Source organism: Paraburkholderia steynii (assembly GCF_900100565.1).
Taxonomy (GTDB): domain Bacteria; phylum Pseudomonadota; class Gammaproteobacteria; order Burkholderiales; family Burkholderiaceae; genus Paraburkholderia; species Paraburkholderia terrae.
Window position 1 is genome coordinate 16944 of record NZ_FNDI01000016.1, and the last position, 15539, is coordinate 32482.

The following is a 15539-nucleotide window of genomic DNA, read 5'->3' on the forward strand; positions in this document are numbered from 1 at the left end:
TCGACCGACGTGACTAGCACGTCGTCGCCCGGGCACCCGTTTCGGCGGACTTTTAGTTACCCCTACGCGTACATCTATGATTTTGCGGCGTCCCGACAGATGCTATTCAAGCCAATCACGCATACCGCAACCGCTGTGACGGCAATTGCCGCCGCAGGCAAAGTAGCGTGAAATATCCCAGTAAGGATGATGTACAACTTAGCTGCTCCGACCTTCAACATCCCTTTGGGTCCCGCGAAATCAGCAAATTCGCCAAGCCCACACTCCTTGAGTACTTGCTTAATTTGCCGCCGAATTTCCGGCGACTGGCATAACCAAAAGTGAATTCCTTTGAAGTAGGCTCGCTGCAGAAGAGTTTCTCGCCGAAGTCGGAGCGCTACTTCGCGGCCGGACTCCCCGATTGGCTGACCGGCAACCATTTGCAGCAACGTCAACTGCCATGCCGAATCCGGCATCGAATCTAGCTGCGCTTCGTCGATTTCCCATTGGTAATCAATCAAGGTTCCCGATCTGTTGTATTGCGGGATTTCTCGGCTGTACTCCTTCTTGACGGCGACGCCAAGGACTTGTCGCATACGCGTTCGTGCGGACCGCCTGTCGGGATCGTACGCTAAGGTTTTGATATTGGTCTGGTAGCGCTTTTGTGCTATTTCATCGAAATCTCTGATGGCCTCGTCAATTGCAGTGCGAGTCTCAACATCGACAGTGCCTGACTGGGTTTTGCGTCGATCGTCCATACGATGTACTCCCAGTCGTTTGCCGATAGTCAAGTTAGCCTTAAGTCGAGCGTCTTCTCAACGATATATGGGAAAGCAAGGGCGACCCTTATAGCTGGCCGTCAACCAGTTCCAATGTAAGTATGCTTAGCATATGCATCTCCCTATCGGTTACGCGACCTCCGCGAATTCTTAATCGACGTACAAGAATTTCGATGGCGCAGGAATGCAAGGAGGAGGATTCAATTGCGCTGTTCTAGAGGCTAGCGATCACCGGTCGCTAGGGAAGTCCTTTTAGGGACATCTAGCGAGAAGACATTCAAACTTTTCCGATACGTTAAATCGTATATTGATGAGACATGGCTTTTTTGGCTGGATATGTGGCGTGCCGCACACTTATGACACGGACAGTCAAGTGTTTTGAATTGTGTTCGGCTCAAAAAACTGACAGTTTCGTGCTCGCGGTACCCGCTGGCGTTACCTTTTGAAGAGGCGTCGCCCCTGAACCACCGGACCCCGTCTCCCAAGAGAATCGGAAAACCGCAGCAAAAGGCTACGGACGGCTCCCAATAGTTGCCGTTCACGCAACACCCCAAGCCGTCATTTCTACGGCCGATTCGCTCCTCAACCTGCCACATGATCGATGTGAGCAACTCGGCTATTGCTGACATTGAAGCGGGCTAGACGCGTGCGGCCTCATGGACGACGAAGTCAGAGAACGGAGCAACTCGCACCTGTTGATCGGCACGTTGCGCAACTTCGACGAGATTTGCACGCTGCGAACCCCAGAAGCTGCTGTCATAGGCGCCACCGTCAAGGAATCGCCGTTACGTCGGGTGTGGGTCGGTCGGGAGCGTGAGAAAGTGCCGTCCAGATGCTCGATGGAGATGGCGTCAGCTTCGCCACATTGCTGACGCAGAAGTCTCGACTTACTATTTCTATGAGATGAACTTTCACAATTGCAAGCGAACCACAGTCGGATTCGACGAAAGCCCCGGAAAGAAATCCTCAAAAACGTCGACTACGGCAAGCGCGAGACCTTCGCGTATGCGTCAGTTCGCTGCAGATCCTAGCGCGCCTACATGTTAGCTGACGGGTATCCCAGCATGTGCCGCAGCAAGAACATCCGAGCGGCAAGAACTGCGTAAGCCGCTGGAAATTGCCGGACGCAATAGTTATTTATCGGACAAAAGAATAATGATCGAGTCCTTGACAGTCCGCAGCATGCTCCTACGATTTATTGACGAGCAGGCCCCATATATGTTTCTCGTCCGAGGAGAAAACCGTGGCTATCGTTGAGTTGCCCGTCGTCGGCGAAGATAGTTCGTTGACAGACGCATACGATGCGCTGAAGGCGTCAGGTAGATCGGCGCTAGTAGTTGCACATGAGGACGGCCCTCGCCTTTACCGGGCCGACATTTTAGAGGTCCAACTGGATGATCGCTCCGGCTTCCCAATGCGGGAGATTAGAGGGGGCCACTGGTTACCTCAGGTTGATGACGAGGCAGATGCCGTCGGGTCCGATGGCGCAATCCTGGAACTTCTGGAGGGACAAGCAATAATCGCGGGTTTGCCTGACGACGTGGCGGGCGACTTTGGCGCCGCGCTTCGCGTGTATTGCTGCAGCAAATACTCGGCCCACATCTATACCGCGGCGGCATTTAAGGCGCTTCCGGTTGTTGGAGGCGTACGATACTGTCGCACAAAAGATGGTGGAATCGTGAGCTGAGTCAGCGCCATGTTCGGGACCGTTATCGAGAAGGTTCAGGCACTGCTCTCGCGCTCCTTTTTGCTTGGAAGTTTCTTTCCAGTTCTCGTCTTCTCGATATTGAATTTTCTGGTTGCTTATCTCGGTATTGATGGTTTTCAATCGTCTGTTACCGAAATGTTGTCGCGTGACTCCACCAGCACCACTACTATCTTTGTAGTTGGTTTTGTTGGAATCACAATTGTCGCCTTTATTTTGACGCCACTCATTCCAGTCTTTCGCTCCATCCTCGAGGGCGCGATTATCCTCCCTCAAAAGACGCGTGATCGGCTCATAGGACATCATGTGCGTATTTTTAAGGGACTTCAAGACGACCTAAAAAAGACCGGGGAATGTTGGAGTGACCTTCGACGCAGACAAAGTCAGGCAGGAGACCTTCTTGGGGATGCTCGAAACGCTTCCTCACACCCCCGAAATTGTGACGATATGAGCATGTGTGATCGAGCGGAGAAGGCATTCAAAGCGCTTCAAGAAGCGATTATGGAGCGGTCAGGCAAAGAAGCAAGTAAGGAAAAGCTGCCGCCGATAGAAACGGTGGACATAGCAATGGATGCTATCCGGATTGCGCTAGAACATTACCCCATGAAAACTGAGACTCCCGGCTACGATCTTCACGTCTTCAATAAAGTCGACCATATGCAGCTCAATTTTCTGTTTACACTTGATGAATTGGTAGAGACAGCCTATCAGGCAATGCAGGAGGCCGATGCAAAATGTCGGCTTCGCTTCGTAACGGATGCAATTAAGGCGACGCCTCTCGCTAACTCGCGAGCGGCACTTGAGCATTATTCGCATGTAGCCTACGGAGTTGATTTTCATTTTATTTGGCCACGGTTGCGGCTCGTGATTGAAAAAGACAAGAATGTCTTTAGCGCCGTCGAAACCGCAGCCGCGCAACTCGACTTCGCCGTACTGATGACCACTCTGTGCACTGTATCCACCCTTACGTGGGTCGTAGCATTGATATTTTTTGGAAAAGCAGTTCTGACTTTTCTTCTGATGGCCATTCTAGGGCCAGCCCTGGTCGTTTTGTTTTATCAGTTGGTTAATGCCACGCAACAAGCGTTTGGCGCTGTGACGGTTATGGCAATCGACGGTCTGCGTTTCGAATTGTTACAGGCACTTCATTTGCCACTTCCAAGTTCACTCGCCAAAGAGCAAGCCGCGTGGAGTGAATTGCAGAAGGCCCTATATTCCGCTCCCGAGAACAAGGTACTGTACAGGCATACAAAACAATGAACTGGCGTCTAACTGCCGCAGGAATATGGCTTGCAGTCGTTGTAGTTGGTGTCGCAATTATTCTTCAGCGTGCTCAAGACGACCAGACTATTGCAAAACGTCAAATGCCAATGAATCACCTGATTCAGACATCAGATCTGAAGAAGAGTCAAGGTCGGGATCTGGTGGCGAAGTACCTTCGGATGAATGTAGTCCCGGGGGAACTGATAAAAAAGGACGACGTCGCGTCCGTACCGCTTCTTGGTACGGATAGCTATCCATGGTTTGCGGTGCAGACGCCGGCAGAGGCCGCTCATAAAGACGTGGATCCGAAGAGCAAAGGGCAAATCTGCGACGAGGGTACTGCACTGTCTCCGGCAGAAGTTGTTGCACTCTTTTGTAATGGAGGCCAGCAGGATAACTTTTGCGTTGTACTCGTGCGGGTTGCTCCGACAGATGCAACGAAACTCTCAGCGGTGCTCTCTGCCAAGCCGAGTCCGGGAAATCTTCTCTTCAAGCCTGCCTGCGGCAAGGACCATAAATGATCCGCGATGACTGGGAATCCATTTGTACTCTAGAAGAAAAGGATCTTCCAATTGGATATCCGTGGTATTTCGTTACGGAGATCATTGGTGACTGGACGATCCTGCGGTTTGCGGCAACCGGATCTTGGGCTTGCCTTGGACAGGCCATAAAAGCGTGTGGTCCGGACGGCCACCCAGGTCTCCCGATAGCGGCTGAGCGGCTGTTGCTGCCGTCCTCGTGTCCTGGCACACTGCTCGGCAAGTTTGGCGGGAGTACCGCCTCTCTCAACGACAATGCAGCTTTCGCAATAGGCGCGTGCTGTTACACGCCTATGCCCGAGAAAAAAAACTGTCAGCTTTTCATTTCGATCAACGGTGCACGTCCCGTGTCGACTAACGTCCTTGACCTCATCAGATTGGAGATTTTCGGTGCAGTCGATCAGTAATGTCCAGCAATCTGACCGACTGATCTTGTTCTACAATGCACTGAATGTAACTCGGATCGACCGCAAATGCTGCCTTTAATGGTTGGTCGGCAGCTAACAGGCTAAGCCGCACAGCTACGTTTTCCGGCCCGATGGAAACAATGCAACGGTCGTGGCCGGCTTCCGCAACTTCCGGCGACGGTTTGTCCGTGAGAGCTGCAAAAGAATTCAGGCCCGGCTCATCAGGCGCCGTCCATTTCGATCAGAGGCAGGCTAAAAGCATCCTGCTCCCATCGCGCGGCGTGAACTGCAGGATGACATTCTCGACTTGCTCGCCTTCAGCCAAGGCTGCTCGCTTACAAGCGTTAACAAAATGAGTTCTGCAGTTTTCGCCAGCAGATGATGCAGCAGGCGATCTTCATGAAGGCTTCATGGATGAATGCGAGACGTTCGAAGCGGATGCGCAGTCGTCGAAAGTTGTGGAGCCATGAAATGGTGCGCTCGACAACCCAGCGTGTTTTGCCCAGTCCGCTGCCGTGTGGCTCGCCGCGTCGGGCGATTTCAGTCACGATGCCGGCTGTGTGTAGTGGACGGCGGTATTTGTCATGATCGTAGCCCCGGTCGCCCTGAACAATGCGGGGCTTCGAAAGAGGCCGGCCGCGCTTGCCAGCAATGGGCGGGATGGCGCCAACCAGTGCGTGAAGCTGGGTAACATCGTTACGATTGGCGCCAGTGAGGATTACCGCGAGCGGGATGCCCTGCGCTTCGGTGATGAGATGGTGTTTTGAACCGGGTCGCGCGCGGTCCGTGGGATTCGGTCCCGTTTTTGACCTGCGTCCACTGCGCGAATCGAGGAGGAGTCGACGACGACACGGGACCAGTCAATCTGGTCAGCCGCGCGCAGCTTTGCGAGCAGGACTTCATGCAGTCGGTCCCAGACGCCGGCCGCCTGCCAGTCCCGCAGACGGCGCCAGCAACTCATGCCGCTGCCGCAGCCCATCTCGCGCGGCAGCAGGTCCCAGCGCAGGCCCGTCTGCAGGATGAACAGGATGCCCGTGAGCAGCGCACGATCATCGAGCGGCTTGCGCCCCGGATAACGGCTTCGCCTTGGTTTGGGAGGGGGCAGCAACGGTTCGATGAGTGCCCAAAGTTCGTCGTCAAGTATGGGTTTAGCCATGTCCTTTTCGTCGTCGAAACAATGAAAAGGTTAACAGGATTCATCGAGAGTAAACAGCCCCTTCGTTCATTTTGTTAAGGGCTCTTACTAGCTGCAGCCCTGCAGTCCTTGCATTTCCGCGCGGTGCGGAGATACCCCTGCGCGCGGGCCCGAATAGCGATAGTCTGGCAAAGACGACCGGCTGCCTCGGAACATGCCTTGCTGCGAATGGTTGGTCGGAGGTCCGATAGCTTTGGCGTCCGCGACGCTTACCACTCGTTCTTTGCGCCTCCTAAGATTTTCACGATGGCCTCTTCCCGTGACTCGACGGCTCCGCCACTGTCCCGCCACCGAAAGAAGCGGGACTTCCTCGTCACGCTCGAACCTCCGGTTTCAACCCCGAGCACGTCCGATAGCGCAGGACATCCAGGATTCGTTGTGCAGAAGCACTGGGCGAGCCGGCTGCATCATGACTTCCGTCTTGAGCTCAATGGCGTCCTCCTCTCTTGGGCGGTACCCAAATGTCCTTTCTACGACCCAAAAGAAAAGCGGATGGCCTTGCACGTTGAAGACCATCCGGTCACCTATGCAGCTAAGGCACGATTCCGAAGTGACAGTACGGCGTCGGCACCGTCATCGTCTGGGACCGAGGCACGTGGGAACCGGTCGGTGACGCCGACAAGGGCATGGAGGCCGGCAAGCTCGTCCTCCGGCTTCACGGTGAAAAGCTCGCCGGCCTGTGGGAACTGGTGCGCATCTCGAAGCCGGATGACAAGCAAGACCAGTGGATGTTCTTCAAGAAGCGCGACGAATGGGCCCACCCGCTTACGGAATACGACGTCATCAAGGCGTTCCCTGACAGCGTGGTCGCAAATCCGCTCGGACTTGTGGAAGACCGCGAGCCGAAGATTGCCAGACCCATACACGGCGCCGAACCGGAAGTCGACCTGTCCGCTGCAGTGCGCGCACCGATGCCGTCAAAGCTGGAGCCGCAACTTCCGACCGTGGCGACCTCGTTGCCGACGGGCGGCGACTGGATTACGGAGACAAAGCTGGATGGATATAGGCTCCTGGCCCGCATCAACAAGCGGATCGTTGACGCGTCGGTTGGCATCGCGAAAGCCGACCTCGTTCGCTATCACGCGAGCGTCGCAGAGTGGATGCTCCCTCACCTGAAGGACAGGCCCGTGGCGATGGTCCGCGCCCCCCTCTGGCATCGCCGGTGAACTCTTCTTTCAAAAGCACGCCGGGCGTACCGGGATGCCGGGGCTGACAGCCCACGACCGCGAGCTGTGGCCAAAGCATCCGCCATTGTTGACGGTAGATACGGTGGACGCGTTCCTCGCCGCGGCGCAAATGAACGTCGTCGAATTCCATACGTGGAACTCAACGGTCCGCAGGCTCGACAAGCCCGACCGGGTCATCTTCGACCTTGACCCCGGTGAAGATGTGATAAGGAGCAAGGTTCACGAGGCCGCACTCCTCGCTCGAACCTTGCTCACGGAATTGGGGCTGAAGGCCTGGCTGAACTCCAGCGGCGGGAAGGGCCGCACGTCCAACGCGACGGCGGTTGCCCAAGGCACGCGTTTACTGCCGCTCGGAAACGGACGTATCCGACAATCATCCCTTCAGGTGACGATAAGGTTTTGCAGAGCGTCGACTATTTCATGAAATGGTTTCTTAAACTGCTCGCTGAAGCGCGTCATCGGTTTAAACGACGCAGTGAATTCCTCGAGGTTTTGAAGAGGCGCCAGCGGATGCGTAGGTGGTTGCCCGGCGAACGACGAAAAGTACCTCTCATAATCGCGAAGAACATTGCCTAGATACTCTTCGATTGATTTCAATTTTCCTTCGAGTCCAGGAAAAAGCGTTTGATTCTCCGTACGAATTCTGAATGCCTCGAATTCAAGCTGGATGTCCATAAGAGCTTGCATGTGCTCATCGTAAGCTTCCTTATAGACGATTCCCTTGTGGATAGCCCTGGCTCGAAGTAGTCGTCTCACCTTCTTGGCAGCGTTGTAGGCTTGAATTACATCCTTCAGAAACTCCCTCTGCAATACTCGCTGAGCTTCGCGAACCGCGCTGTCGGCCTCAAACTGCTTCGCAGATATGTCCCGCGCATACTGGAATTCATCGTAGACAAACGACAAGGCACCACCGATTACAACGATCAGCAAGAACTGGAAGGTCAGCCTGAGCAAGTCGGTCTCAAGCTGACCTGTACGGATAGACCATATCCAGAACGCGAGGATGCCAAGAAGCGAAAGAACGACCACCACACAAATCAGAGCCTTCGCTGATTCCTCTGGAAACACCGTCTTCCGTTTTTGAATCCTTGGTTGCGCAAAAGTGCTCATAGCTAACTCCCTCTTTGAATCGGCAAACCTAGTTACCTAAGGACTTCGTATCACATACGATTTGGAGCACATGCCTCAAAGTATAGTCGGCATGATCCACCCACGACGTTAGTCCGGACTGTAGTTACAGTCCACAGTACGCATACGCAACTGGCCGGACGCGTTGACGGGAAAGACCCTCGTATGCAATCTGACCGTCAACACCGTTGCCAGTCAGCACGTTTGCATCGTCGAAAGCTTCGCAGAGGGCAATAGTCCTCCACCGCTTCAACAAGGCTTTCTCGAATCGAAGTGTCCATCGATCCTTGGGGGAAAATTACTTGAGTATCGGACCTGCGTTCGAATCGAAATCTCGCGGTAATGAGCACGTCAGGCTACACCTCCGTGGATCGTCATCGAGTCGCTGTCGCAGGTCTTGAAATGCGAGGATTGACATGCACACCTGCAGAACGATCCACGACCGCGACGTCGGCGCTGCCAGAAACATCCTCGCCCGCCCAGCGCGGCAGCCATAGGCTGAGGGTGCTGCGAAAACCCCAAGGCCTTGACCGTAGCTTTGCGCCTATTGCGACCAGCGAAAAGGCGAAGTAAAAATGAACGCTGGCGGACTACGATGTCGTTTTTTTTGTGCTCGTCTTTGCGCTGGTCTTGGCAGGCGATTTTTCTTTAAAGTTGGCGAAAAACTCGGCAGGCGACGAGTTTGGTTGGCTTTGTGCTGCCATGTGCTCCCTGATCAATTCGGTCTGGAAGCGAGTGATGGTGTCGGGGTCGGTGATTACGCAAGCTGTGTTGTTCTGCGCTTTGAACTTCGGCCCGCTCGCGGCGGCCTTCCCGTCTGCGCCTACCACAAAGATTCCTTCTCCCGTTGTCGACCAGTTGGTAGAGCCCTCCACGGCCACTCGTCCATCGGCCACAAACCCCTTCGTGTGACTAATCTGATGTGTGGGTGATTCGCCAATAATAAAATGCGTATTGAAATCGGCCGCATCCTTAACGAAGTCCGCGTTAAGAATACCTGCCTCAGCGACACCCTTGGCCTGCGATCGGTCCAACGTCACAAGCATCGTGACCGACGGATCCACGGCCAGAGTCATCAGAATGTCATTAAGTTCGCTATCATCGTACCCGTACATGTTGATGTACAACGAGATGCTCACACGCGAAATGATGTATTTGAGGATGTCGTGGACATCATCTCTGCCGACGTAAAAGAGATGAACATCCGAGCTTGCATTGGCAGAGTAGGCTCCTTCGGAGGTGTACTGCTCCAGATTCGTAAGCCTGAACGTCTGCAATGTCTGCTTCGGGTCGTTGATGACGTTCGACGCACTTACTGCAGACTTGCCTGTCTTCCTGGTAGCCATTTTAGTTACCTTATTGAAAGTCGCGAACTGTCGAGTACATCTGACCTAGAAACATTCTAGGTGAATCATCCACCCAAATAGCAAGCTCTATTTGATTGACCATGCCAGTCGAGAGGCCGCTGACATTTCCCGCAACACCCACGGTACGCTTTAGTGAATTACCTCACTTTGCAATTGACTTACATACTTTCGTGGTCGCAAACGCCTTTAGGGAATTGCTGCTCGAACAGTACAGCAGTCGGTGCGCTCACTCACGCGCCCGCATCAAGACCAGTAACGGCTATTTCTTTGAGCATGTCTGTGTTCAAAAAATCGAATGTGGCTAAGCGCACACAACGAACCAACGTTTGCCTGGATCGTCGGCCAATGTGCCTATCCTTCGATTTGCCCTAGCTCTTCATTTGATGTCGACACCGGATTCCACGTCGTTTTCGCGCCCGTTTACCAGTCCTTCAGTCGCGTTGCGGCTCAAGCTTCGTATCGCATATCTCAGGGAGATTATCGTGACGATAGTCGTGAAAGCGTATGCCAATGATGACGATGTGCTTATCGCCTGGAGCCCCGAATCATGGTCGAACACCTGGGTCGGCTTCATGCTGGAGCGACGCGACGATACCAACGGCACAGTGACCCCGGTCGCCAATCGAATTCCACCAACAGCGGATGGCCCTATCGTATCCGCCCAGGGCGTTTCCTCCGCACAATCCCCGATACGTCGTTGCGTCTGGAACGATTACGGATTGACCATAACCGATAACGTTAGCTATCGCGTGACTGCACTCGTGGAAAATGGCGAGAGCTATGCGTCGGATCCTGCGGGTGTGTCGGACTGGACCAAAGCAGTTGCTATCCAGAAAGATGTGGGCGACGGCCTTGAAGCCTATTTCAATCGCGGAACCTTGATGTCGCAAGTTGTAAGTCGCTTTGTGGTTGGCGATGTCACTGAGGCTTCGCTCAAGGATTTTCGGTCGAAACTCAACACGCCTGGCTTTCCGGCGCGACGATACCTATCAGGTGAGGCCCGTACACAGATCCTCCAGTTCCTGGCGGATGCCGATCGTCGCGGCAGCGAATTCTTCGCCGCGATATACGAGATTGGAGATCGCGAGCTGGTGGATGCGATGAAACCGTTCGGTGCTCGCGGCCATATTCTGATCGGCAACGGGGACGGCACCGAAAGTTGGGTTGCGCCCGAGCTCGTTGCAGCGGGAGTCGACGTACGGCATCGTGACTTGTCTCGTGCTGGTCGTTCCAGCCCGAGTGTGCACAATAAGTTCGTCGTCGAAGTTGCGGGCGACAGACCCACTCGCGTTCTAACCGGTAGCACCAACTTTACCACCACGGGTCTATGTACCCAGTTGAACAACGTCCTGATCGTGTCGCGGCCGACGATTGCGGCCCGCTTTCATGATCAGTGGCAAAAGCTCGTAGACGCTGGCGACGATATGCCGGACGCGCTCAAAGCATCAAATGCGGATCCGACCTCTGACACAGATGTTTCGGTGATCTTTGCAGCGACTCCAGACCAGCAGGACTTCGCCACCGCACGACAATTGATCAAAGACGCACAACAAGGCGCACTCTTCCTGATGTTCACCCCGGGCAACTCGCCCTTGCTTGAAGATCTACTTGCGCGAGCACAGGAAAACAAGATCTATGTCCGTGGAGTCGTTTCTCGTGTGCAACCAGCACGGGGCAACCCGGAAATCGTCCAGGTGGGAGGTCAAGTTGTGAAGTCCGGCGCGGACCCAAGCGAGTTTCACCGGGATGTCCTGTTACCGTCAGGCGTCACGGACCGCAACAAGCCTTCATGGGCAGAGGCGGAGTTTACAGCGCAGGAGATGCTCAGTCAGCACATGATCGCCATCGTCCATTCGAAGACCATCGTCATAGACCCCTTTTCGGATAGCTGCGCGGTCATCACCGGCTCTCATAACCTTTCACTCAGCGCGTCCGAACGCAACGATGAAAATCTCGTCATCATTCGGGGAAACAAGCGGCTGGCCCAAGCCTACGCAATTCATATCAACGGTGTCTACGACCATTACTCCTGGCGCAATTATGTCGACGCAGGTGGCAATCCGAATCAGATTTACAAGCCGCTTGATGCGTGGAAGCCCAACGGCTCTCGAGCACAAGAACTGAGCTTCTGGGTGGACTGATACCCGGCAAAGACCGGCAACGATATCTTCCTAGGTGCAAAAATGACTACGCAGAAAATCATGATCATCCGCCATGCGGAGAAACCTGACCATCTTGCCACCGGCGTCGATTCGAACGGACAATCGGACAAGGAATCGCTAACGCCGCAAGGCTGGCAGCGCGCCGGTGCACTAGTCCAATTCATTGCTCCGGGCATCGAAGGTGAGCCTCAGGCACCGCTTGCGCGACCAGAGTATCTGTTCGCGGCGAATTACGATCCTGCGTCGGACGACGACAGCAAACGTCCCTATCAAACGATTGGACCGCTGGCAGCGCATCTCGCGGTCGCAATCGACGACTCTGTGCGCAAAGACGACCTCGAGATCCTTGTCCAGAAAGTTCTCGCTACGGACGGACCAGTGCTAATCGCGTGGGAACACAAGAGAATCCCTGGCATAGCGAGATTACTTGTCCCCCAAGGCGACCATGTTCCTGGATGGCCAGACAGTCGGTTCGATGTGGTTTGGGTGTTTGATCTGATCGGCGAAATCTGGCAACTCTCCCAGGTGCCACAACTCCTCCTAGCGGGCGATCTGCCTGCGACGCTCAATTGACAGCAACCTGCATGCATACCGGAGTTTACGATGGGACACATCGAATACAGCTATCTGAAAGGGAAGATTGACAGATTCAAGCCTGCACCGTCGGGCAATCCTCATCTATGGATGCTCGTCGACATCGGTGGGGATTCGTTCTTTGCCACGGTTAACGTCCAATCTTCCAAAGACGCACCAGGCTCACCAGTTGCTGAGACGTATCTGGACTTTTTTATCGACGAGGACTATAGCCATCCGATTCTTGACCGCATACGTGGCCTCGAGCCCGGCCTTAAAAACCAGCGCAGCAGCTACAACGATGGAGCACTTGACTACATCAAAGGCAATCTGTTCGATCCGCGGAAGATGCGGGTGCTGCCGAGCCAAAGCCGCGGCGGAGACGATCTGGTCCACCGTCTTTCGTCGTTGCTTGCGCTAGCTCGAGACCAGAATGACGATATTGTTATCTTCGGCAGCCAGTTTCAAACTTCAAGACACCAGACGGACGCTGTCTTCGGAGAGACTCCCCGCTTTGGCATCGATAACACGCATATGGCGCAGGGCGATCCGCCCGACATTGACTCACGGCTTCACGAAAACGGCATATGGCGTGACGGCGCTATCTTCCTTTTGAGTACGAATACCGACCGTGTCACGGCCATCTTCCTCGCCTTCCAGACACAGTCCTGGCAAACTGACTCGCACGGGCAGCAGTTAGCTGGGACCACCGGTTTCGAGGCACCACGCTACGATTTTGCCGACGGTGGCCTTGGCAATCTAGTGCCAGCCCCGTCACCCAAGGCAGAGCTCACCTCGCTCAATCGACTTTCCGATGGGACCGGGAAGCTGGTGATCGCGAATATGTCCACAGAGCCACTCGATGTTTCCGGCTGGTCAGTAACAACGCCGACCTCTTCGCTCCAGATCCCCGACACAACCATCGCCCCCGGCCAACCACTTGCCGTCGAGCTGAGCAATGACTTTATAAACGACGCCGGCGGCATCCTTTCTCTGCTCGACGACAGAGGTCTCAGGGTCGATGGTGTAGCGTATCTCGGCGGCCCCGCAACAGGATGGAGCACGAGCTTCGCGATTTGATGACATCTCTCATAGAAATTGAGTCTAAAGAGAAGGCCAGTCCGCTCGTCGCCTCTTCGGTTTATCGATGGACGGCGTAGCGGCCGGCAGCATCATGGTTCAGCGCAGCGTGCCTGTTTCGGGTCGTCAGTGGCATTCGAGTGCGCTGACCACAGAGAACGGACCAGATGGTTGCTGCACAGTCGAACATGCCTTATCAAGCCCGAGAACAACTGCAGCCCAAGGTCGTCAACGCTGGCGGCGATCTACGCGAAACGAAGGACCACGTCCGACTTGGCGCAGATATGATACGAGCGCTGATCGATGCCGGACTCCAGGGCGGAGCCGTCCGCGGCTCCTGGTCCTCACTTCGGACGGAGCGCTCCGCGAAAAAGCCAGGTCGATCTGCCAATGCGATGTGCTCTATCTCTATGACGACCTGATTACCGTGCTCGATGACATACCGGCTCTTCATTGACGACATACGAGACCCATCGTCGCCCGACTGCGTTATCGCTCGGGATTCGGCCACAGCGATCGCGATTATCGAGGCAAAGGGTTGCCCGGCCGAGATTTCGTTCGATCACGACTTGGGAGGAGCTGATACGGCCATGCCCGTCGTCAAAAGACTCATCGAACTGGATCTTGATGCGGCCGGCACCTACATCCCTTCACACTTTCATTTCAACGTTCATAGCGCGAACCCGGTAGGCAGAGAAAACATTCGTGCCCTGCTCGCCCAATATCTCATCGTCCGACAGGCGGGAAACGGTTAGGGGTAGTACGGGCAAGTTTCGGGAAAAAAATGCGCGACCGTCGCAGTCGCGCATTTGTGAGAGTTTTGTCGTATTGCCTACCCGATGAGGATACGCCCCCCATCAGTCGTCTTTACGATCACCGCCTTCTTCACCAGCGGCTCTTGCTCTGCCACTCCCTCGAATTGCTTCGTAAGGAGCCCGGCAGCGAAAGCATGCTCAAGCGGGATTCCCGGGATGTCCGTAGTTGCCTGCATCTGCATGAAGCCAGTGACTAGAGCGGATATGGTCTCCCAATCGTGCGGTGTCGCCACGCGCCGCGGTGCGTAGCGATACTTTTCGTCCTGCATTGTCTCCGCCTCGATATCCATGGTGAGAAACGCCATGTCCCAAAGGTTCTTGCCCTTTTCGATCTTCAGAACGATCGGAATACGTTGATAACGTCGCCACATGTCGATCGCTGCCCACAGTTCCGGGTCCGTCATTTCCGCCAGCCAGTAGAACTGCACACCACCCATTTGGAGGCGCATCGACATCAGCAAGCCGTCTTCAAGCTCGACGCGGCCGAAACCGAAATTTCCGGCGCCCTGCTGCTGCGAAACGCATCGAAATTCACTCTGCCGCAGCGGGAACGTCAATACGGGAATGTCACAGGGCAGACCGGCCGCCTGTTTGAAGGTCGCCTTGAACGATTTGAGTTCTTCCAGTCGGCCGAGCGCGACAGGGACCACACCAGCGGGGATTCGATTCATACCTTCCATGATTATTTCCAGTAAATTTAGTTTGGCGCGGTTGGCGCCACGATTACGTAGATTGCACAGGAAAACTAATACGAAGTTCATCTCGCTCACTCCAGATTAATTTCGCCTGCAAATGTGTATAGCTCGATCGCAAAGCATGACCTGATACGAAATCTATGCAATGGACGAATTACCTTTAAATAAGGTTTAATTCTACGAGCACATGCTTCCTCGGACAGCCTGCAAGGCTTGTCGCACAGGCCTGACGCGACCATTGCTTCGGGCCATGGACTGCAATTCACTTCGGGCAATTGATCAGATCAAGAACAGCAGCGAATACTACTCTGCAACAAGCGACAGATGATTTTTACCATCTCGGGAAGACCGAATTCCATTAAATTCTCGACAATTTTCTATAATAAATTGGTCTTTTCAAAATCTAATGTTATTTAATGGCTAATTTCACAGCCATTAAAATCTCACTCATATGCAGGGAGTTTTTCGCTCCCCTGAAAACTGCCTGCCGCGCAGGGAGTTTTTATACGGTGGACATCATGGTTCAATGCGCGAATTTGCTGACCGACGCCGTTGAGACGTCGCCGCGCGCGACGGTTTGAGTGGCGTTGCGAAATAGCGATCTCACTGGCGCCCTATCAGCCGGCGCAGCCATGAGCCGCAACGCGCGCCTGAAGGTCTTACAA

Annotated in this window: 16 protein-coding genes and 1 pseudogene; 12 read left to right on the forward strand and 5 right to left on the reverse strand. The window is 54.5% G+C overall.

What is annotated here, in order from left to right; genetic code table 11:
* Window positions 1–74: 74 nt before the first annotated feature.
* Complete coding sequence (locus tag BLT65_RS26305; protein WP_091782780.1) at window positions 75–737, reverse strand: hypothetical protein; 663 nt, start codon at window positions 735–737, stop codon at window positions 75–77.
* A gap of 677 nt (window positions 738–1414) precedes the next feature.
* Between BLT65_RS26305 and BLT65_RS46570 the strand changes: the two genes are divergently transcribed.
* From BLT65_RS46570 to BLT65_RS46575, 5 genes are all read left to right on the forward strand, one after another.
* On the forward strand, window positions 1415–1630 hold the full coding sequence (locus tag BLT65_RS46570) for a hypothetical protein (RefSeq protein WP_143036553.1): 216 nt from the start codon (window positions 1415–1417) through the stop codon (window positions 1628–1630).
* Between the two features lie 371 nt (window positions 1631–2001).
* On the forward strand, window positions 2002–2445 hold the full coding sequence (locus BLT65_RS26310; RefSeq protein ID WP_091782783.1) for a hypothetical protein: 444 nt from the start codon (window positions 2002–2004) through the stop codon (window positions 2443–2445).
* A gap of 9 nt (window positions 2446–2454) precedes the next feature.
* A complete protein-coding gene (locus BLT65_RS26315) occupies window positions 2455–3723 on the forward strand; it encodes a hypothetical protein (RefSeq protein ID WP_091782786.1) in 1269 nt (422 codons plus the stop codon).
* Window positions 3720–4247: a hypothetical protein gene (locus BLT65_RS26320; protein WP_143036554.1), complete on the forward strand. Its 528-nt coding sequence runs from the start codon at window positions 3720–3722 to the stop codon at window positions 4245–4247. Before BLT65_RS26315 ends, BLT65_RS26320 begins: the two co-directional genes overlap by 4 nt.
* Complete coding sequence (locus tag BLT65_RS46575; RefSeq protein WP_143036555.1) at window positions 4244–4672, forward strand: hypothetical protein; 429 nt, start codon at window positions 4244–4246, stop codon at window positions 4670–4672. The genes BLT65_RS26320 and BLT65_RS46575 overlap by 4 nt, the downstream gene beginning before the upstream one ends.
* Before the next feature lie 344 nt (window positions 4673–5016).
* Here the strand turns inward: BLT65_RS46575 and BLT65_RS26330 are convergent.
* Window positions 5017–5828 (reverse strand): IS5 family transposase gene (locus tag BLT65_RS26330; protein WP_091782792.1). Its coding sequence is split into 2 segments (ribosomal slippage): window positions 5017–5480 and window positions 5480–5828, totalling 813 coding nucleotides; the frame shifts between segments, so codons are not numbered across the junction.
* Between the two features lie 285 nt (window positions 5829–6113).
* Here BLT65_RS26330 and BLT65_RS48585 point away from each other — a divergent pair.
* From BLT65_RS48585 to ligD (BLT65_RS48595), 3 genes and pseudogenes are all read left to right on the forward strand, one after another.
* Window positions 6114–6344 (forward strand): annotated as a pseudogene (locus tag BLT65_RS48585) (DNA polymerase ligase N-terminal domain-containing protein); the annotation flags it as partial.
* Between the two features lie 98 nt (window positions 6345–6442).
* Window positions 6443–7033, forward strand: coding sequence for a non-homologous end-joining DNA ligase LigD (ligD, locus tag BLT65_RS48590; RefSeq protein ID WP_341865840.1), 591 nt, complete (start codon window positions 6443–6445; stop codon window positions 7031–7033).
* A gap of 34 nt (window positions 7034–7067) precedes the next feature.
* Window positions 7068–7478: a non-homologous end-joining DNA ligase LigD gene (ligD, locus tag BLT65_RS48595; RefSeq protein ID WP_244186607.1), complete on the forward strand. Its 411-nt coding sequence runs from the start codon at window positions 7068–7070 to the stop codon at window positions 7476–7478.
* Here the strand turns inward: ligD (BLT65_RS48595) and BLT65_RS26340 are convergent.
* Entirely contained in the window at window positions 7436–8164 is a 729-nt protein-coding gene (locus BLT65_RS26340) for a hypothetical protein (protein WP_091782796.1), read from the reverse strand. The two genes, ligD (BLT65_RS48595) and BLT65_RS26340, sit on opposite strands and share 43 nt — an antisense overlap.
* 608 nt (window positions 8165–8772) lie before the next feature.
* Window positions 8773–9528, reverse strand: a complete 756-nt coding sequence (locus BLT65_RS48010) for a phospholipase D-like domain-containing protein (RefSeq protein ID WP_244186608.1) — start codon at window positions 9526–9528, stop codon at window positions 8773–8775.
* Between the two features lie 503 nt (window positions 9529–10031).
* Here BLT65_RS48010 and BLT65_RS26350 point away from each other — a divergent pair.
* From BLT65_RS26350 to BLT65_RS26365, 4 genes are all read left to right on the forward strand, one after another.
* Window positions 10032–11690, forward strand: a complete 1659-nt coding sequence (locus tag BLT65_RS26350) for a phospholipase D-like domain-containing protein (protein ID WP_208545803.1) — start codon at window positions 10032–10034, stop codon at window positions 11688–11690.
* A 42-nt stretch (window positions 11691–11732) separates the two neighbouring features.
* Complete coding sequence (locus BLT65_RS26355; protein WP_091782802.1) at window positions 11733–12284, forward strand: histidine phosphatase family protein; 552 nt, start codon at window positions 11733–11735, stop codon at window positions 12282–12284.
* Between the two features lie 30 nt (window positions 12285–12314).
* Window positions 12315–13364 (forward strand): DUF2278 family protein, encoded by a 1050-nt coding sequence (locus tag BLT65_RS26360; protein ID WP_091782805.1) that lies wholly within the window; start codon window positions 12315–12317, stop codon window positions 13362–13364.
* A gap of 434 nt (window positions 13365–13798) precedes the next feature.
* Window positions 13799–14119, forward strand: a complete 321-nt coding sequence (locus tag BLT65_RS26365; protein ID WP_091782811.1) for a cyclic-phosphate processing receiver domain-containing protein — start codon at window positions 13799–13801, stop codon at window positions 14117–14119.
* Window positions 14120–14196: 77 nt separating this feature from the next.
* Here BLT65_RS26365 and BLT65_RS26370 read toward each other — a convergent pair whose 3' ends face one another.
* Window positions 14197–14940, reverse strand: a complete 744-nt coding sequence (locus BLT65_RS26370; RefSeq protein ID WP_244186609.1) for a hypothetical protein — start codon at window positions 14938–14940, stop codon at window positions 14197–14199.
* Between the last annotated feature and the right edge of the window lie 599 nt (window positions 14941–15539).